Source organism: Nitrospira sp., from assembly GCA_005116745.1.
In the GTDB taxonomy this organism is placed as follows: domain Bacteria; phylum Nitrospirota; class Nitrospiria; order Nitrospirales; family Nitrospiraceae; genus Nitrospira_D.
Genome location: SWDS01000010.1, coordinates 442552 through 462177, shown reverse-complemented (window position 1 = coordinate 462177; position 19626 = coordinate 442552). Strand labels below are relative to the sequence as shown.

At 53.6% G+C, this 19626-nt stretch carries 19 protein-coding genes; 8 read left to right on the top strand and 11 right to left on the bottom strand.

The genetic code is table 11. The features are described from left to right. The first annotated feature begins 233 nt into the window (after positions 1-233). The gene (locus tag E8D52_16995; GenBank protein ID TKB66071.1) at positions 234-962 is read left to right on the top strand and encodes an inorganic pyrophosphatase; all 729 of its coding nucleotides are present in this window, start codon (positions 234-236) and stop codon (positions 960-962) included. Positions 963-1084: 122 nt separating this feature from the next. On the opposite strand, the gene E8D52_16990 is transcribed toward E8D52_16995, so the two are convergent. Continuing rightward, complete coding sequence (locus E8D52_16990; GenBank protein TKB66070.1) at positions 1085-1462, bottom strand: PilZ domain-containing protein; 378 nt, start codon at positions 1460-1462, stop codon at positions 1085-1087. Positions 1463-2313: 851 nt separating this feature from the next. Here E8D52_16990 and E8D52_16985 point away from each other — a divergent pair. Beyond that, entirely contained in the window at positions 2314-3399 is a 1086-nt protein-coding gene (locus tag E8D52_16985) for a sigma-54-dependent Fis family transcriptional regulator (protein ID TKB66069.1), read from the top strand. A gap of 1290 nt (positions 3400-4689) precedes the next feature. On the opposite strand, the gene E8D52_16980 is transcribed toward E8D52_16985, so the two are convergent. Further along, positions 4690-5529, bottom strand: a complete 840-nt coding sequence (locus tag E8D52_16980; protein TKB66068.1) for a hypothetical protein — start codon at positions 5527-5529, stop codon at positions 4690-4692. Between the two features lie 265 nt (positions 5530-5794). Here E8D52_16980 and E8D52_16975 point away from each other — a divergent pair, with 265 nt between their 5' ends. Next, positions 5795-5995: a hypothetical protein gene (locus tag E8D52_16975; protein TKB66067.1), complete on the top strand. Its 201-nt coding sequence runs from the start codon at positions 5795-5797 to the stop codon at positions 5993-5995. A 97-nt stretch (positions 5996-6092) separates the two neighbouring features. Here E8D52_16975 and E8D52_16970 read toward each other — a convergent pair whose 3' ends face one another. After that, a complete protein-coding gene (locus E8D52_16970) occupies positions 6093-6335 on the bottom strand; it encodes a hypothetical protein (GenBank protein ID TKB66066.1) in 243 nt (80 codons plus the stop codon). A gap of 120 nt (positions 6336-6455) precedes the next feature. Here E8D52_16970 and E8D52_16965 point away from each other — a divergent pair, with 120 nt between their 5' ends. Both E8D52_16965 and E8D52_16960 read left to right on the top strand, forming a co-directional pair. Beyond that, the gene (locus tag E8D52_16965) at positions 6456-6989 is read left to right on the top strand and encodes a hemerythrin domain-containing protein (GenBank protein ID TKB66065.1); all 534 of its coding nucleotides are present in this window, start codon (positions 6456-6458) and stop codon (positions 6987-6989) included. 46 nt (positions 6990-7035) lie between these two features. Next, positions 7036-8640, top strand: coding sequence for a peptide chain release factor 3 (locus tag E8D52_16960; GenBank protein ID TKB66064.1), 1605 nt, complete (start codon positions 7036-7038; stop codon positions 8638-8640). Positions 8641-8732: 92 nt separating this feature from the next. Here E8D52_16960 and E8D52_16955 read toward each other — a convergent pair whose 3' ends face one another. The 8 genes from E8D52_16955 to E8D52_16920 all read right to left on the bottom strand — a co-directional run bounded on the left by E8D52_16955 (position 8733) and on the right by E8D52_16920 (position 15022). Beyond that, positions 8733-9329: a hypothetical protein gene (locus tag E8D52_16955; protein TKB66063.1), complete on the bottom strand. Its 597-nt coding sequence runs from the start codon at positions 9327-9329 to the stop codon at positions 8733-8735. Positions 9330-9342: 13 nt separating this feature from the next. Then, positions 9343-10872 carry an aldehyde dehydrogenase family protein gene (locus tag E8D52_16950; GenBank protein ID TKB66062.1) on the bottom strand — a complete coding sequence of 510 codons (1530 nt, stop codon included), beginning with the start codon at positions 10870-10872 and terminating at the stop codon, positions 9343-9345. Further along, positions 10869-11957, bottom strand: coding sequence for a saccharopine dehydrogenase family protein (locus E8D52_16945; GenBank protein TKB66378.1), 1089 nt, complete (start codon positions 11955-11957; stop codon positions 10869-10871). Before E8D52_16945 ends, E8D52_16950 begins: the two co-directional genes overlap by 4 nt. 74 nt (positions 11958-12031) lie before the next feature. Beyond that, positions 12032-12352, bottom strand: coding sequence for a hypothetical protein (locus E8D52_16940; GenBank protein TKB66061.1), 321 nt, complete (start codon positions 12350-12352; stop codon positions 12032-12034). A 57-nt stretch (positions 12353-12409) separates the two neighbouring features. Further along, positions 12410-12934 carry a DUF4440 domain-containing protein gene (locus E8D52_16935; GenBank protein TKB66060.1) on the bottom strand — a complete coding sequence of 175 codons (525 nt, stop codon included), beginning with the start codon at positions 12932-12934 and terminating at the stop codon, positions 12410-12412. A 164-nt stretch (positions 12935-13098) separates the two neighbouring features. Next, on the bottom strand, positions 13099-13608 hold the full coding sequence (locus tag E8D52_16930) for a hypothetical protein (GenBank protein TKB66059.1): 510 nt from the start codon (positions 13606-13608) through the stop codon (positions 13099-13101). A 353-nt stretch (positions 13609-13961) separates the two neighbouring features. Next, on the bottom strand, positions 13962-14450 hold the full coding sequence (locus E8D52_16925; GenBank protein TKB66058.1) for a DUF3617 domain-containing protein: 489 nt from the start codon (positions 14448-14450) through the stop codon (positions 13962-13964). Between the two features lie 113 nt (positions 14451-14563). Continuing rightward, complete coding sequence (locus E8D52_16920; GenBank protein TKB66057.1) at positions 14564-15022, bottom strand: hypothetical protein; 459 nt, start codon at positions 15020-15022, stop codon at positions 14564-14566. A 635-nt stretch (positions 15023-15657) separates the two neighbouring features. On the opposite strand from E8D52_16920, the gene E8D52_16915 reads away from it, so the two are divergent. From E8D52_16915 to E8D52_16905, 3 genes are all read left to right on the top strand, one after another. Beyond that, entirely contained in the window at positions 15658-16017 is a 360-nt protein-coding gene (locus E8D52_16915; protein TKB66056.1) for a hypothetical protein, read from the top strand. 718 nt (positions 16018-16735) lie between these two features. Beyond that, the gene (locus E8D52_16910; protein ID TKB66055.1) at positions 16736-17800 is read left to right on the top strand and encodes a sterol desaturase family protein; all 1065 of its coding nucleotides are present in this window, start codon (positions 16736-16738) and stop codon (positions 17798-17800) included. 110 nt (positions 17801-17910) lie between these two features. Further along, positions 17911-19476 carry a hypothetical protein gene (locus E8D52_16905; protein ID TKB66054.1) on the top strand — a complete coding sequence of 522 codons (1566 nt, stop codon included), beginning with the start codon at positions 17911-17913 and terminating at the stop codon, positions 19474-19476. Positions 19477-19626 lie beyond the last annotated feature (150 nt).

The window sequence follows — 19626 nt, the reverse complement described above, 5'->3', positions numbered from 1 at the left end:
AGATCTCCAGAACAACATCGTCAGCAAGACAGCACACTCGCTAGACCCACAGAGAAGACGCCTCGGGCTTAGGTCCCCGGCTAGTCCAAGCAGCTGTGAATCACAGATCTTCTCAACCTCTCCCCATCTAAGATTAGGAAGTCATTGCTCTCGCTAACATCTTGGGCGATACTGGGGCACGATTCAGAAGCGTTGCAATTCGCCAAGATATTCAGAAAAGAACCGGAGGGGACATGAAAGAGCGGAAGGGAAAGGGAAGGGGAGAGGATTCAGATAAGACAACCGAGATACGGGCAGGGAGCGACCCCTTTCAACGTCTGCTCGGGCTGATGTTCAAGGCACATCCGTGGCACGGCGTGTCTATTGGAGAAGAGGCCCCGGATGTGGTCACGGCCTACATTGAAATCGTCCCGACTGACACCGTCAAATATGAAGTGGACAAGAACAGTGGCTTTCTCAAGGTGGATCGGCCGCAGCGGTTTTCAAACTTCTGTCCCGTCTACTATGGACTCATTCCGCAGACCTACTCAGGAGACCAAGTCGCCGGCATCTTTGCCAAACGAGCTCGCCGCAAGGGCATGGTCGGAGACGGCGATCCACTTGATATTTGCGTGTTGTCGGAAAAGAGCATTCCCCATAGCGATATCCTCCTCACAGCGCTGCCAATCGGCGGATTGAGCATGGCCGACGGCGGTGAAGCCGATGACAAGATCATCGCCGTGATGCGGGACGATGCCGTGTACGGGAGTTTCACGGACATTTCACAATGTCCGTCTGCACTCATGGATCGCCTTCAGCATTATTTTTTGACCTATAAGAGCGCGCCAGGGACGACCCATCACAAAGTAGAAATCACCAGTGTATATGGACGGGAGGAAGCGCGGAAAGTCATTCGTGCTAGTCACGCCGACTATCGCGCGAAGTATCCAGAGTTGGGTTCATTGTGGCCGAAGAATCTGTAGCGTGCGATGGCCTCTAATTGCCGTTCCCTTCGTGAAGCGTTCTGTTTCTGAGGACCACGGTTAGACTTGGAAAACTGAGAGACGGCCTACGTGGGATGATGACACCGTACAGGGACCAGCGATCACAAGCCTGAGACGATATGTTCTGGTAACTTTCGATTCTTGGGAGCGTCGAGAAACTGAATGAGCGCGGTTCGCAATGTGCGATTGAGGCGCAACCTCGCATGCAAGGGCAGCTGGATAAATTCCACTCCACACTCACGGCCCTGCACCCAGGTCACCCGGCCCAGCTCAATGGGTAAGGACGAGGTCTGATCTGGCAAGAGCAGATTCACGCGTACCTTGCTGCCGAGGTCCGCTTCACGATCGCATACGATCGAACAACCATCCATCGAGAGGTTCCTAAGTATCCCCTCACAGATATGGGATTCGCCGCCTATAATGAGCGGAGCATGGAAGGGAAACCGTATATAGGTGCGCTTGTGAGAAAACTGCGCCATGGCCTCTCCGTGATGGAGACTGATTGTACACAGCTACCATGTGATGCGGTATCCCACATTGGGAGGGCAGGGGGGCAGTAAGAGACATTACGGGTGGATGGACGCTTTGACACCTGCAGGGTCGTCACGTAGATTCCATCCCAAACCATTTCACCATGCGGTTCATTGAACCTTCCTCGCCAAAATGGGCGGCCACGCTATACACGCTCTCAAGAGCCTCTAACTCCTCGCCGGTTTCAAGACGACTACCTGCACGACCTAATTCCGTGGAAGGTCGACCGGCCAGTTACTCAACCACGCGGGGAGCTTCACGTCTCTCGGCGTTCAGCGCTTTACGCTGAGTCATAGCCAGTTATTTTTAGCCTCTCTGACCAGTCTTACCTGCGGCGCATTACGCTCCACCTAGCGCGTGACGGTCAGAAACTGTTCATCCGTCGTCCTTATGCCATGGTGAGCCATATGCATCACACCTCCAATAGAAAGACAGCTAGAGCCATACATCTCTAACTGAATATACACAACAGGCCTATTAGGCACTAATCACTGCCTTACATTCAATGTCATGTATCAAGATAGGACAGTATGCGGAGACTCTGAGTGATACGTAGAACAGAGCAAGTACTTTGACGAGAGCCCTAGTGCCTCTTTGTGGTATAAGCTAGAGCCATCTGTACAAGTATCGTCTCAACTTACACGGTATGAATATACCCATCACCAATGACCATGACTCAGAATAGAGCCATTCAGGCCGGCTAGGACGTGAACCACGCAAGACCGTATCGTGGACACGTGCTTCAGGAAAAGAAGATCTTAGGGGTGTCATTCCAGGAATCCACACCGGGGAGGTGCTTGTGGAAACCGTGAACGAAATAGTGGGAGCAAGTCCCGCTATCTGCGCAGTCTTTGACTTAGTTCGCAAGATGGCGACCACCGAGATGCCGGTACTGATCACCGGCGAGACAGGCACGGGCAAGGAATTGACTGCGCAAGAGATCCATGAGCGAAGCCTCAGGAAGCATGGGCCATTCGTGCCGATCAACTGTGGAGCTATCCCGGAAACATTATTGGAGTCGGAACTATTCGGTCATGAACGCGGCGCTTTTACAGGAGCCGTTCAACAAAAGAAGGGCAAACTGGAAGCGGCAGCTGGTGGGACGTTGTTTCTTGATGAGGTTGGCGATCTGCTGCCCACCCTACAAGTCAAGCTGCTTCGATTCTTACAGGAAGGCACCTTCGAACGGGTCGGGGGACAAGAGACGCTCCATGTGGATGCGCGTGTTCTTGCCGCGACCAATGTCGACCTGAAAGCGGCAATCGACAAAAACCTGTTTCGGGAAGACCTCTACTATAGGCTTGGCGTGTTACGCATTCATCTGCCACCGCTGCGGGACCGGGGCGAGGACACCTTACTCATGGCAATGGTCTTTCTCAAGCGCGCCGCCATAACCTACCGCAAGCCGATTCAAGGCTATACTGCCCAAGCCGTTGACGTGCTGCGTACCTACTCCTGGCCAGGAAATGTGCGGGAACTCAGCAATCGGATCCGACGCGCCGTCGTCATGGCCGAAGGAATGGAGATTACTCCTCAGGATTTAGATCTGGCCAGCGAAGAACTCCAAACGGTGGACTCACTGGATTCCCTGCGGGCCGCTCACCGTCGGATTGAGATGGAGTTGCTGGTGAAGGCGATCAGTCTGCATCGAGGGAACTTGACCCGCGTGGCCAGAGACTTGGAAGTAAGCCGCTCGACGTTGTATCGCAAACTGCGAATCTTTGGACTTAAAAAGTTTGTGCCCGCCGCCACCCCGCATTCTCTTGGTTCCAGAACCAAGTCCAAGAAATCCGCAACACTCTCCGCGCAGGAGAGCAAGCCTGAGGAATCGCCTGAATCTGCTCCGGTAGGTGCCCCCTTGGAACCGGTGCACCAGCTCTCTTAACCAACTCGCAGAGCTGGTGCATTACAAAAGATTTTCCTTCCTCCAGTAGATCTACTCAGTAATAATCGAGGGGAGGTTTGACTCATTTACAATTCAAGACGGCAATCAGTCAATTCCCTCTGTCTTCCATGCAATACAGCAAGATCTGTTATGGATCGTGTCAAGGCCTAATTTCAACAGACATTTGTTTGTGCTTGAAAAGGTTGACTCGCCGAACCGCATATACTTGAGAAGTGTTTCATGATGAAACACTATGAAGAAGATGAGTTGTCCGCAACATCTAGGTACGTCTTCATGATCATTCGTATTCCATGTGGTACGCACTTCAGATTAGACGATGATTATGGATCATATCGATTTTTTATAATTAGTACGAGTGTCCCATAACGAAACAGTTCATATTGGCATAACATCATCCTGAGCGAAACAGAATCGGCGTCAGACTCCCAAGAACATAGGCCATTCTCTTATCTCATCGGAGCAATGAGTCTGCTCAATTTGAAACGAGGCGTCAAACGTGAATTAAATGAGCGTTCTAAAGTAATACATATGGCTAGTATTTCATACAGTCGAGTCACTTACCCTCAGTAGAAATATCTCACAATACATTAGCAAACAGAAATATTACAGATTGGGCACCTGAATTGCTTAACACTTCAAGCAATGCAGTGTGTGGTATGGAGCGGTATGGGGAAATTGTGGATAACCTAAGACGGAACGAACGAATTGTTCTTCTACATCGGCTAATGGCCATAAAGTCTCATCAGAGTGGGGTGGCTAGTGGCCCCATGCCACAACTTCAGGCCTTACAAACGTCATCAAGGGAAGACGTAGTAGAAAATACATCGCCAGACTGGTGGTTCCATCACTTTGATCCAGTCTGGAAACCATTCCTTCAATGGCTTCGTAGTCAGAAGAATGTGACTCTATTTGAGTTTGAACGAGCCGCTTCTCAAGTTCCCGGTCTTACACATATCGAGAAAACCATTGCCATATCCGCGTTCCGTCAACAACAAGAACAGGGATCAGTTCCTTCCCACAACGCTCCCGCATTTCGTCGTGACCACAGCCTGTCTGTGGTGTAACTGACTATTCCACCTTCGCCTGACCCGGTTCTGAGCCACACGTGTTCCGTGCGCGTGGTGAGAGCCTGAGAAGCAGCCTGTTCGTTTCTCTGCGGCGATAAGACCATGCCTCGAGACCTCCCCTCATAGCTCTGAGTGAAACGCTCAGACCTTACGAGTCAGGTCCCCAAGACGTGCCTGGCTGAACTCGATGGAGGAGCAGTTCTTATGGAGTCGTATTCTCGGTGAGAGGGTAGTACTGAATCAGACGTTCTTGCACGAGCGAAAGAGCGGAAGCCGTCGCGTTCGGTAACGGAGACGAGTGTTCTGCGGTCACTTCTTTGATCCAGTTGCCCATGTCATCATACTCATAGGTGGTGATCCACTTCTGTTGCTGATCCTGGTCAAACGCTTCGGTCGTCGCTCGCACCCGCCTTCCCCTGTCGTCATAGTCGTTCGCGACCCGACCAGCCATAGTCCCGTGCCCATTGTAAATAACGAGCTCACGTAGCCGTCCCCACGCGTCATATTGGTGTTTCAACTCACTGAACAGCTCACCCTTACTATACCGAGCGGAATAAATGCGCCGCCCGAATACGTCAAACAGACTCTTGTAGGCGATCGAATCGTCGACCCACAATTGTTCCGCGAGGTGGCCATGCTGGTCGTACAGAGAAAACTCAGCATGCTGAAAACCACCGTTCTCCGAGGTCGTCACAGACGCACTGTCACGGCCCTCTGCGTCTTGAGCATACACAATCTGTTTTCGAAGTATGAGTCTCCCGCTGGAATCGAGCACGAGTTCTTCTTGGAGATGGCCAGCCTGGTCGTACCGAAACAGGGAATACGTGGCCGTATTGGCATGGGCCATGTCGATGACAGCTTCGATAAGGTGACCGGCACGATCGTAGTTTTCCGTTGCGGAGTAGCCCAGTTTCTTAATCGTCACACTACGAACAGGCCCAATGAGCTCGTTCGTGGTTCTGGTTGTCTCGGCAATACCAGCCGTCTCCCAGAAACTCTCCATGAGGGTTGCCAATAGGATTGAGAACAATCGAAGATACACACACACCTCCGATAAACATCCTACGACTAGGCCTCAAAAATACGAAGCAAGAGAAGAAATTTAGACGGGTGGGGTGCGTGGACCATCGATCCCTCTCGTCAATTCTTCGGTTTCCCTTCGGTCGCTCACACGATGGTGCTAGGCTGTGTTTCAGCCTATGCTTCCGTCATCACTTCAGCCTTCCATCTCCGAAGTCCCGACAGTTCCTCCACAGAATCTCACGCTTTCACCAGCAGCGATGGCCGCACTGTGGCAAGGTCACAGGATGGACGCCATCAAACTGGTTCGTCTTGAGCGGAACATCGGATTACATGAAGCCAAGGATGTGATCGAGACGTATCTCCAGGCACAGCCAGCCCTCAAGAATCGAATCGACGAAACTCAAGCGGATGCGCAAGAGGGTTTGCTTCGCTGGCTGATCTTCTTGCTCATCGGTGGGGCAGGGCTTACCTATGTCCTGACATAAGCGAGGACGTGACCGGCATGATAGACTCCGGACACATTCTACTGATACTCATCGGAGCGGGATCGTCCTTCATCACCTTTTGCCTCATGCGATTTCCTCACACGCGACGACCGCCATTCCAATCATATGGGCCCTTCTCGCTCACCTCGTCCTTCCTCGGCGCCATTCTCATTCTTGTGGCCTCCGTCTTCATGGCCTGCGCACCAGCCATGTGGCACTGAGATTCCCCGCTCGCCTTCCGGATCTTGCGGACCAACCTTTTGAGGCGGGGATGCAACTGCTTCATCCGAACGGGAACCGTTTGATTCCCAAGTCCGACGAACACCTGTGGAATTTGCACCTCGTTCGGCTGTATTCTTTGAAGCACCGTACTCGGAAATTTGCCCTTCCAATCATTCCCTAACAAAGGCAACGGGGGAAGGGTGACTTGTGAAAGTTTTCAACTGAGCAGCAGCAGTCAATGGAACCAGACACACATCCATCATCAGGCCCTGTCGCGAGGTTTCTCGAAGACGACCACCGACGACTAGAGGAACTCCTCAACAAAGCCCTGGCCTCTGAGAGCCGGATCGAGCAGGGACAGTATGATGAGTTTCGAGCCGGGCTGCTTCGCCATATTGGGATGGAGGAGAAGATTCTCCTACCTGCGGCACAGCGAGCAAACGGGGGCACACCGCTGTCGATTGCGGCAACGCTTCGACTCGACCATGGGGCCATTGCGGCTTTACTCATGCCCACTCCCACGCCCGAACTCATCGCGGCACTACGCTCGATCTTGACGAAGCACAACAAGGTCGAGGAAGGCCGAGACGGTTTGTACGCCACCTGCGACAAGTTGGTGGGCGCTGAGACGGAGAATCTGATGGCGAAACTCCGTGCCGCCCCAGCCGTGGCGGTGCTACCACATTCGGATACTCCGGCTGTGCTCAGTGCCGTCCGTCGGGCTGTGGAACGGGCCGGGTATGAATATCTCTCCAATTCGATGCGCTTCTGATGATCATCCGCTTTGACATGCGATATGGTATGCTGCGCCTCCAATTATGACGACTGAGACGACTCCCTCAACAGAACTGACGGCCGCCACAGGGCGACGGCGCACCTTTGCCATCATCAGTCATCCGGACGCCGGAAAGACGACGTTGACGGAAAAGCTCCTGCTCTACTCCGGGCTTATCCGCACAGCTGGGATGGTTCGTGGACGCAAGGGCGGAAAGAGTACGGCATCGGATTGGATGGGCATGGAGCAGGAACGCGGGATCTCCATCACCGCCTCAGCCATGCAATTTCCTTATAAAGGCGCCGTCATGAATTTGCTCGATACGCCCGGGCACCAGGATTTCTCAGAAGATACCTATCGCACCCTCACGGCGGCTGACAGCGCGATTATGGTGATCGATGCAGCCAAGGGCGTGGAGGCCCAAACGCGCAAACTCTTTGCGGTGTGCCGGCTGCGGCGCATTCCCGTCCTCACTTTGATCAACAAAATGGACCAGCCAGGACGGCCGCCACTGGATCTCATGACGGAAGTGGAACAAGCCTTGAGCATTCATGCGAGTGCGGTCAATTGGCCGATCGGGTCAGGCAGCGACTTTGTCGGCATCGTGACCAGGGCCGACAACCAGGTGCAGCTGTTCAGCAAGACCGCGCATGGTGGGGCCTCGAAAGTGACGACGCAGACCTTGCCGCTCGCCGAACTCGATGTCACAGGTCGTGTCTCGCAAGAAACCATGGACCAGGTCCAGCACGATTTGGATCTCTTGGACATCGCCGGCAATCCCTTTACGCGTGAACAGTTTCTGCAAGGTGACATTACCCCTGTTTTTTTTGCATCGGCACTGACCAACTTTGGGATCGAGAGATTTCTGGACGCGTTTGTGGAATTGGCCCCGAGTCCTGGGGCAAGGCAGGCGAACCGCGAGGACGGAGCAGAGATGTCGGTGGAACCGATCGACAGGCCGTTCAGCGCCTATGTGTTCAAGCTGCAAGCCAACATGAACCCCAAGCATCGTGACAGTACCGCGTTCCTTCGAGTCTGTTCAGGCCGATTTGAGCGCGATATGGTGGTGAAACATCATCGGCTGGGGCGAGACATTCGGCTCTCGCGTCCGCATAGCCTAGTGGCGCAGGAACGGAGCACAGTAGAGGAGGCGTACCCAGGCGATATTATCGGGATCATCAACCCCGGTATCTTCACGATCGGCGATACGGTATCGCTGACGGGCGGATTCAACTTCAAACCTCTGCCGCAGTTTCAGCCGGAAATATTTGCCCGTCTTCGACCGACTGACGTTGGAAAACGCAAAGCATTCGACAAGGGCCTGTCCCAGATGGCGCAAGAGGGGACGGTGCAGATCATGCGGAGTCTCAATGATCAGGAAGCGTTGGTTGCTGCGGTCGGCCGTCTCCAGTTTGACGTATTGCAATATCGACTGCGCCACGAATACCGTGTGGACACCATTCTGGATGCGCTACCCTTTACCTGCAGTGCCTGGCTGAACGGCGACCCAGCCACATTCAAGTCACCATCGGCCTCAATGATGGTGAAGGACCACCGGGATCGAGTCGTCGTCCTCTTCGGCGATCAGCTCATGAAAACCATCGCACGAGATCGGAATCCCGATCATGTGCTGCGGGACATGGGGTAGCAGCTGATGACGATCAGCAAACAGTAGGGGGCTTCATCCACGTAAATTTCGTGTTGCTCAAGACCTGCGTGCGCCGAACGTAGTAGAACGGTTTAGCGCCCGGCAGAAGATTTCATCAGGCTGTCGGCTTGTGGAGGGAGGAAGCCGAGGTAGCCTCGGTGTCGTTCCGCCAATTCCAAGACAGAGAATGGTTGGCCGTCAACCATCTCCGGAGAAGAAAAAATCTGTCGGAGATGGTCTCCCGGAGCTCCGACGATGTTGCCGGCAAATACCACACCTTTCTGTTTGAGCCGGGCCACTGCGTGGTCGATGTCCTCCACACGAACGGCAACGTGGTGAAAGACCTTGTCACCGAATTTATTGACCCACCCGGGAATAATGCTGGTCTTGCCTCGTTCATCCGGATAGGCCTGGTCGACAAAGAGCGCCGGGTAGCCCGGCTTCCGATAGACCTTTGCGTACCAATCGTCGTACTGCAAGGTCTCATCATAGCTGTAACCTAGCTGTACGAATGGTTCAGCACCCCGGTCAATATCGAACGTTCGAAGTGTGACATGATCAATGAGAGGAGAAAATCCCACACCGGTTTCATCGAGCATCACCTTCAGCACCGTGGCGGCACGATTACGCGCCAGATAGTCGGCAACCATCCGCTCCATGAGATCATCAAGTTTTTGGGTCTGATCCATGGTCACACCTCATTTACGATCCAAACTTAATGCCTTGAGCCAGCGGGAGTTCCGCTCCCCAGTTGACTGTGTTAGTCTGGCGACGCATATAGGCTTTCCAGGAATCCGAACCCGCTTCGCGGCCTCCCCCTGTTTCCTTCTCTCCGCCAAATGCCCCGCCGATCTCGGCTCCTGATGTTCCGATATTGATATTGGCGATGCCGCAATCGCTGCCGGCCGCGGAGATAAACCGTTCGCCATGACGCAGATGATTGGAAAACATGGCGGAGGAGAGTCCCTGAGGCACGTCGTTCTGCATCTGAATCGCCTCATCGATCGTCTGAAAGGTCATGATATACAGAATCGGTGCAAAGGTTTCGCGTTGTACGACAGGCCAGTGGTTCTGTGCACGCACAATCGTGGGCTCAACGAAAAATCCAGCTCGGCTCAGGACGTGGCCACCGCAAAGAATCTGGCCATCCTCTTTCTTAATCTCGTCCAGCGCAGTGCGATAGCCCTCCACCGCCACCTGGTCGATGAGCGGCCCCATGAGCACTTCTTTGTCGAGAGGATTACCGATCTGCACTTGAGCATAGGCCTTCACGAGTCTGCCGACGAGCTCCTCACAGCGCGATTCATGGACAATGAGACGCCTGGTTGTCGTGCATCGTTGCCCCGCAGTCCCGACGGCACCGAACACAATCGCGCGGACAGCCATGTCCAAGTCGGCGGTCTCATCGACGATGACGGCATTGTTACCGCTGAGTTCGAGCAGCGTGCGTCCCAATCGCTGACCGACAGCGGCGGCGACTCGGCGTCCAACCGGCACCGATCCCGTGAACGAAATCAGCGGCAACCGGGGATCCTGCACCATGTTATCCGTCAAGGCCGGTTGGTCGGTGATGAAGAGCGAAAAAATGCCGGCATACCCCTGTTGCTGCATCACACGATTGCAGATCTGTTGCACCGCCACGGCACAGAGGGGCGCCTTGGGTGACGGTTTCCAGATGACCGTATCGCCGGCGATGGCAGCCACAAAGGCATTCCAGGCCCACACAGCAACTGGAAAATTGAAGGCGGTGATCACGCCGACCGGTCCTAAGGGATGCCACTGTTCGCTCATCCGGTGGGCCGGGCGCTCAGACTGCATCGTGGCGCCGTAGAGCATTCGAGATTGACCGACGGCGAAATCCGCCATATCGATCATTTCTTGGACTTCGCCATCGCCCTCTGCCTTGATCTTGCCGACTTCCAGAGAGACGAGCGTGCCCAATTGATCCTTCTTCTCACGGAGCGCTTGGCCGATGCGCCGAACAATCTCGCCACGTTTCGGTGCAGGAACCATCCTCCAGGCACGGAACGCTTCACACGATTCTTTTACAATCCGTTCGTAATCCTCTGGCGAACAGGGATAAACGCCGGCAATCTGCTCACCAGTAGAAGGATTAATCGAGGGGAGGAGAGACCCATCATTACGACCGGACCACCAACTACTGCCGGTGCTCCCCCCAGAATTCACGGCTTGGATACCCAGGTCTCTCAGCGCAGTGTGACTCGTGCTCATCGGAAGCAGGCTCCAAAATCATTCGCCAAGAAATCTTTCAGTAATACGGATTCCTGAGTGACGAATCCATGGTACGCCGATGGATGGGTCAACACAAGATCCATGACACAGCAGACACTCGATGCGGTCGTCACTTGTATCGCCGACCAGAGCCTTCCCTTGATACATTGCGGATACACTTTTTTCACATAATTCTCCTCAAAGAACCCATCCTCGTTCTTGCCCGTGACCGAGGCATAGACCAAGACGACGTCCTGAAGGGTCTGGGGAACGGCATGTTCGAGCACACGCTTCAGAGTCCCTCGATCTTCGTTGAGCTTGAGGTCCTTCATCAACAGTTGTATTTTTTCACAGTGGCCGGGATATCGGAGAGTCTTGTAATTCATGGTTCGAACGTTTCCCGCGTAGCTGTCGGCCAAAGTACCCAATCCACCTGATGTATTGAAGGCTTCGTACAGCAGCCCGTCCAGCTCGATCGTTTCGTACCCTTCGAGCGGTTGCAGTGGGACTTTCTCGCCTTGTTCGATGCCGTAGCACACATTGCCATATTCATTGATGAGCCCATCGGTCGACCAGGTGAGCGAATACTTGAGCGCATTACTGGGATGGACCGGCAGCGCGCCCACCCGCATCTTAACCGTATCCAGCGTTTCAAAATGCGTCATGAGCTCATGCGCCACAATACTGATAAAGCCTGGCGCCAGCCCACATTGCGGCATAAAAGCCTGCGTGGCACCTGTGCTCAAGACCTTGATTTGATTCGTGACCTCGACGTCTTCCGTCAGGTCGAAGTAGTGCAGATGATGGGTCAGGGCCAGACCGGCCACGGTCGGATTACAGAAATAGGGGAGACTTGAGAGCACCGCATCGAATCGATGCGCTGAGAGATAGGTGCCAACGGCATCCGGATGCAGGACGTCCAGCAGACAGGGGGTGACCCGTTCCAAACCGAGCTCTTCGACCAGATGCTTCGGCGCATCCAAGGCCATGTCACCCAGATGAACCTCGTACTGGCCACGCTGATTCAGGAGACAGGCGATCAGAGACCCGATCTTGCCGGCACCGAGGACAAGCACGCGATGCATCATGAGACATTATACTCCACCGTAGAATTCTGACCACTGGCTTTGAGAAATGGAGCACCAAACGGGGCAAGTCGTCAGCCTTGATCGAGAGAATCAATGACATACTGCGGACGGTCGATTGGCTCTGTTGTGGTCTGACTGTATCGGCAAGGGGGAATATCGGCTTGCAGTCTTCGTAAGAGCGTCGTCATCTTCATCCTGCTGGGCACTTCGCACACCCAAACATGCATGCCTGATTCTAATTCTTCAAAATGGCGCTGCACACGAAAGCTGGGCTGCTCCATAAAGTAGGCGGAGAGAAAACCGTTCACAGCCGTCACCACCCAGGGCTGTTCCTTGATGTAGCGATAGCTCAGCCGCAGTTCTATCATCGTGGCTTGTTCTTCGGACTCCATCACCACACTCTATCAAGTCTGGCTATGAGGCCGCCACTGCTCAAATAGAATATATTGTTATTGTCGAGCTGGACTGGAAGATGCAGCAGGCTGTGAAACGAGAGGCCCGCTGAACAGAGCGGATCGAAAGGATTCGTGCCACGATAACAATTGCCAATGGCCGTTGCGTCGTTCAAGTACCCCGGTTTCCCGCATCGGAAGCACGGTCCGTTTCACGTCAGGTCCGTCGGCCACATAGCGAATATAGTCGAGCTCCATCGCATACCAAGCCAGATCTCCTTTCGTCCAGACCTTCAGTTCATTGATCGGAATCTCGAGTTTCTGGGAATTAACGAATTCTTCCCGCATGCCCTCCTCAAGCTCCGTCCAACCGACATACTTACGGCCGGCAACCCCGTAACTGATGATATCGACATCGTGTGCCATCAGTCGTGAAAGCGTCGGCAGGTCCTTTTCGGCATTGGCTCGCACCATCCGACGGACAGCTGATTCGGGACCGGACGGTTCCGATGCGATTACAGTGGTAGCAATGCTGCTAAACAGAAATATCAGCAGCCATGCAAGAAACTGAGGATAGATCATGCGCCACTCCGTATGATTCGCTGGGCGAAGGGAGAAATGTCCAAAACAGGGGTACGCTACACAGCCAGGCACGCCTTGTCAAAGGAAGAAATGAGCGCGGTTTTGGCTGTTGGGTGGGGCCTTGTCAGAGAGAGTCGTTTCCTGCGCTCGTCCCGCACATCACATCAGCGTTCCCATCGATACCCCACAAGCAGTGGCATGGCAGTTAAGCTACCATGTGCTCCGACCGGCAGGACCCCCACGACAAAATCCTGGGTGGCGAAGTACTGATTGAGTGAGAGGTCATGGAACGGCAAGACAAGCATCGATTCGATGAGAATCATGAGGCAGAGCGCAACAATACCGATGCCAAGTCGTATACGTGGTAACGGTGGTAAGTGGAATCGGTCGATCACCCACTGTGCGCCGATAATCATGGCAAGGAGGGCCGTGGGGGTTTCCATCACTGCGGCGATTCGCTCACTGACATGCAGGGCCACCACTTGAAGCCGAATGATCTCAAAAACGAAACCCGCTCCAAATGCGACAAGGAAATAAACAGCGCCGGCTTTGAGCAGTAGCGCGAGACCTTTTCGTCTTCCGTTATCGCCGGACATGTTGTCCGGTCCGGAAGTCCCGGGAGGTGTCGTCTCGCCGGCCTGGTCGGTCGAGCACGTCTCCTTCCGCTCACGCATAGTCCAGGTCCTCACTATTTCTAAGGAGGCAGTCTAGCGGACAATTATTGATGCAGCCATTGTTCTGAGAAAATCAGCCAGTGACCATCACAGCTTGGTCATCTCATAACAGATGAGCTGTGAGGCGCGTGATTCGTAGCCACCATGAGGTATGCCATCCAGGTAGGTATACCGAACGTTCGGTGAGATGCTAACAAGGATTCCGAGTGGAAGAAATGCAGCGCAAAAGAAACTGCGCCCGTCACGTACCCGGACGTGAAGCCGGACAGCATCTGCAATGGGCAGTGACACACAGCCCTGTCCCTCTCACCTCGAGGAGGAGGCAGTATGCACGAGAGCGATAGATGGCTCTTCTAATCTTCAATTCCCTCACAACTGGCGCGAAGCCACTTGCCTTTGATGTCCATGTGAGTCTTGCCTGATCCTTTGAGGTTCCTATCACCGGTTGCCACGAGACTTTCGGATGTCTTTGCTTCGATCGTGAGGTGTCCAGTTGATGCCGGTGGGCCGGGACAGATTTGATCGATGACGAGTTTCGAGGAGGATTTCGAAATCACTTTGACCTTGCAGTTCACCGCAGCATCATCATCTTCGTCTTCCATCTCCTTGATGATGCGGTCATGAGCCACATCCTCTTTTGTAAGACATGATGATACCGTCATCGTGTGAGGCTTGCCGTCGCGGGCTTTCATCATCTGCTCCATTTGAACCCGTGGTGCCGGCGTCATGTTGGCCGCCATCTCCGGTGAGAGCTTCATCCCCGATGCAACGGTTGTCATTGTCATTTCCCATGCACCGGGTTTCACGTTGAGCGACTCGGCTCGTGCATCCAGTGCCAGCATAGGAATGCACAGACCGAGAATCAGCCCTCATTCGATTACGACTAGAACCTGCCCCATCACCCAACTCGTCTTGCGCATAGCGGTTCCTCCTTCTCAATGATATCGGCGCATCCTCACAAACGGCCGACCGCTTTCTTCCCGAGTGCCTTGAGCTTTTCCTCATCTCCCGCCGTTTCTTTGAGAGATAGCTGGATGGTTGTCTCCCCCTTCTTGATGAAGAGATTGACATAATCGAGTCCATGCATACCACGTTCGATGAACGCATCCTCACCCAGCCCCTTAACCGCCATAGGCTTCTTGGATTTGTTCCGCCCGCGCTCGATGCCGTCAGCCGGAAATACCCAGACCTCCATGGCGTCCTTGCCGTTTGCAAATTCATAATTACACCAGGCAGCACGTCCTTCCTGGTCGGCTTTCGGTGTCCCCATGAGCTGGCCAACGACTTGCTCGACTTCTGCATCTGTTAGAAGTGAACAGGGCGGCGGCGCGGCATCGGAACGCGTGCCAATGCTGAGCGCTCCGATACCGATCATCACCGTCAGAAAGATCCGGGTGAATTGCAGAACCATCATGCGAACTCCTTCTCAAATATGGAGCGTGATCAATGAGGGGAAAGAAGCGTTCTATTCTACTGTGCTGACGGAAACACGTCCATGGCGAAGGCGGCCTCATTCGCCCCCCTTGACCTATTTATTCTCCCAGGCGTAGGTTGTACGTAGTACTTCGCTGCCTCATTCTGGAGGTGGTAACTATGGTCCTCCGTGGAGCACAGTTCCAACGGTCCAAACCTGCCAGGTGTAAGTTCCTCACTAGACGGGCCCTTTCCTCATACCGACCCACATTCGTGCATAGACGGTCTGATGCCGACTGCCTGCCGCAAGGAAGGCAGTCGATACACAGACGTCTGAGGCACTCCCACGGTAGGGACCAGTGGTGGCAACCGCACAAAGGGCTCGCATCGTATAGCGCGAGCGGGTGACCTCTGTCATGGACCTATTGGGGAATCGACATCGGCCTCGCATCTTTACAGGACTCACGAATCGTCAACCATCAATAGGCGAGCTGCAGGACGGTGTGGCGTTGGCTCGTTCTTTGTGGGCACGAGCCAGTGGGGGGATTCCATGTTTGAAACGGTGAGATTCGGAAGGAATGGGTGCGCCCATACACACTCGCTGGATGATCTGAACCTTTGTAAGGGGAGGGAGCGATGGGACCGACCAAGGCGATCGTGAAAGGACAGGCTCTCTACGAAGCGCTGGGAGGGAAGTTGATCAAAGACGGTTTCACGAACCGGCAGGATATGGAAGAATACGTGAGCCGTCATTATCTCACCCTGCCGGTCGTCGATCAACAAGGACGACCATGGCTCCTCGATGGAAAGCCAGTCTACTGTCTACATGGAACTCAATACGAAACGATGAATGATGCGCGGGTCCACCTTGTCCGCTGTCCGGATTGTGGAGGGATGGGGATTCAATTCGACGATCTCGTCGTCGAATCAGACTGCATCCACTGCACAGCCTGTGGACATGAATTCGATGCCAGGCTGGAAATGATGGGAACATAGAACGGGAGTATCACCGATCTGCACTGTGAGACCTTACGTAGCTGCGCTATTTCTTCTACCCTCGTGGCGGTCAGTACGATATAGAAGAAAGCAAAGACCTGGCAGGATTTTGATACAGCCCGAGGCTCATGAGTGTCATGGGTTTGCCCCCCGCAGGCCATGCCGCACGCGCCATGGAAATAATTCCGCACTTAAGAATCCTGCTCCGGTAAAGGCCCTTCCAGCACCGACTCCGAAGGAAGGTGACGAATGCCTCAACCCTCTGCGTTCCCTGCCTTCTGTATTGGATTATCCGCGCTGCCCCTATTCGTGCATTCCGCAAGATAACAGGGATTTTGCTCGTCACCTCAATCACTTTATGGGACAATTTCACAAGATAGGGGCTAACGAGGACAACAGAATCAGAGACTGCATCGATGGAAGATACTCGAACTAAAATGTGCACTGACCAGGGGACGTCAATCTGGCGCTGGCTGACCCGATCCATCCTTATCGACCTGACCGGTTACATCTAGAGCAATCATTGATAGGCCACATCATCTAGCAGGCTGAGGATAAGCTTGGTCGATGTGAAAATATGGCCAGAAGTTTCCGTTCGGTGCTGACACCAGAACTACTTCAGGATGCTCGAAAGTACTGTCTATCAATACTAGTTCGTCACTGGTGGACTCTTTCAGCACCCTGCTAGAGTAGTTCGGGATGGCCATGGAGGATCGCGATGGCTGCAAGTGATGTCTTCAATGGGTTTATAGAGAAGACGTTGGCTGTGATACTAGAGCCCTTCGAATCGTGGGAACGATTCCTGTCCGCAGTGTCCCATGGCCTACACGTCTACGGCATCGACCTGAACAGCAAAACGGCATTCCCGTATATGCTGTCTAGCCTATTGATCGCAGGGCTCGTCTATCAGTATGACTGTCGAACAGGTCGCCTGAGGAATAGTTCCTTTGTGCAGTACGTGTTTCCTCGTTCTGTGTATCTTCATCCATCTGCAGTCACGGATTACAAATTTGTGGCCGTGGATCTCTCCATTAAGCTCCTCGTGTACGTGCCGTTGTTCTCTGGTATCAGCTGGCTTCTGTACAAAAGTCTCTACTCGGCTCTCCGGCCAATCGGAGTCGATCTCTCCTCGTCTGTATTGTTCTCGTCGGCGTTCATGCCGGGACTGGTTGGCTTCGTTCTGGCCGACTTTGGTTTCTTTCTGTCACACTATCTCATGCACAAAATTCCCGTGTTGTGGGTCTTTCACGAGGTTCACCATTCTGCCGAAGTCTTGACGCCGATCACCGTGCACCGTGTCCATCCAGTGGAAGAATTGCTCAATGGATTGATCGGCAGTAGTATCAGTGCAGTCGGGGCAGCGACGTACAGCACGCTGTCGGAAAAAGATCTCGTCTTCGTCGAAATCTTTGGCGTCAACGCCATTAGTTTCATGTTTTTCGCCTTTGCTTTTCAGCTCAGGCATTCTCACATCTGGCTATCATACGGATCGGTATTGAGTCGGATCTTGATTAGTCCCGCACAACACCAGATCCACCACAGTCAAGACCCGCAACATTGGGACAAGAATTTTGGGTTTACCTTTGCAGTTTGGGATGCGTGTTTTAGGTCCCTCTACGTGCCGAGAGCTCAGGAATCCATACGGTTTGGCCTACCGTATGGTGATCCGCGTGACTTCTCCAGTGTGAGTAAGCTGTATGTCCTTCTGTTTAAAAAAGCCTTACAAGTGCTGAGGCGAACGCGTAAACAACTGAGTAACGTTAAAGATGTGACATCCGTGTGAGTACACGCGCTTCTTTTGCTGAGGGGTTCTCTGTCATCGGTATACCGTGGGTCGCATGATCGACATAGAGATGCAGTGTTGCATGTGAGTTAGTGGTTTAGGGGGTACTCGTGTCTCAGGATGAAGGTTCGGTTAACAACCAATTTATTCATCTCCAGCTGTCGAACAATGAAGTCACGATGCGGGGAGCGCCCTTGTGCGACCTCGGACACAAGCTTCAGGGAACACGGGATGGCAAAACCGAAGGGATCTATGCCGGATGGGAGTGGAATGGCAGACGGCTTCGGGTCTTCAACGATCGGTTTGGGTTTTATCCATTGTATTATTTTGTTCGTCCCGGAGAGTGTGCGGTATCTCCTTCATTGCCCGAGCTGCTTGCGTTGAGTGCTCCCACCGATCTGGATTATGACGCATTAGCCGTCTTCTTCCATCTGGGTTATTTTGTCGGTGACGATACGCCGTTTCAGAGCATTCGAGCGGTGCCGCCCTCGGTTTCTTTCGAGTGGCAGGACGGAACCGTTACGATGTCCTCCCAGCTCGCCGTTGCAAAGCCACAAGGGTTAGATCGACATCAGGCCATAGACGCCTATATCGAGCTGTTTCGCCAGGCCATCGTACGCCGGCTGACGTATTCAGAAGAGTTTGCAATTCTGCTCAGTGGGGGACGTGATTCACGACATATCCTGCTTGAGTTGGTGCGAAGTGGAGCCCGTCCTAAGTTCTGCCTGACGGTTGATTTGCCGGTGCAACACGAAGATGCTGTAGTGGCTGCTCAACTGGCAAAGGCCGTGGATGTCCCACACACGATATTACCGAGACGAGAAACCAGCTTCGGGGAGGAATTTGAGAAGAATCTCAAGACGAGTCTTTGTACCGATGAGCACGCATGGATGCTCGCAGCAGCTCAGCACCTACAAGGGAAGGTGAAGACGCTGTATGACGGCATTGGTGGGGATGTCTTGTCAGCCGGACTGTTCCTGACCCAGCAGCGACTAGACCTGAGCGAAGCTGCTCGATGGGCGGAACTGGCTGAGGACATTATCGGTGTGCAGCCGGTTCCTCCATTCCTGCATGCTGGCATTCGTTCAAAAATAAACCGAGCAGTTGCCGTCGCTCGTATTGTCACAGAACTGCGACGACATGCTGATGCCCCAAATCCCTTCAGTTCATTTATCTTCTGGAACCGGACAAGGCGGGAAATTGCATTGTCCCCGTATGGAGTCCTGGCTGATGTCGGGCAGATACTCAGCCCTTTTTTGGACCATGCCGTCTACGATTTGTTGGCAGGCCTTCCCGCACGCATGTTCGTCGATCACAGCTTTCATACGGAGGCAATTAACCGTGCATTCCCGCAGTACGCACACATTCCCTATGGTCGAAAATCTGCTGTCGTTGAGGGTCCTAGAACTTCTTCAGACCACCGGGTATGGCGTGGATTTGCCATGGATGTGTTACGCCATTGCATTCTAGGAAAATGCTCTCTGTTGGACAAAGGATATGTTGGCCCGCGTCTTCTCTGGTGTCTCTGTGATCCTAGCTATCTTCCCTCTGTTCTATGGATTGGCCCTCCAAGCGTGTATGTGTTTCAGTTGGAACTAATGCAAGCACCTCGGCTGACGTTCCTGTCATGGGCAACGAGGTTCTGTGGACAAAACCGTTTACCCATATCTTCCTAACAGCCAGATATAGGAAGGTACAGAAGGTCGCGGCGGTTTGAGCGTAGCGGGTGCCAATTATGACCCCGCGCGTCGCGCACGATGCAATATGGACCCGCGAATTCAACTCATAAGTGCAATTTCTGCGGGTTGAATGAGCGGAACGAAGGT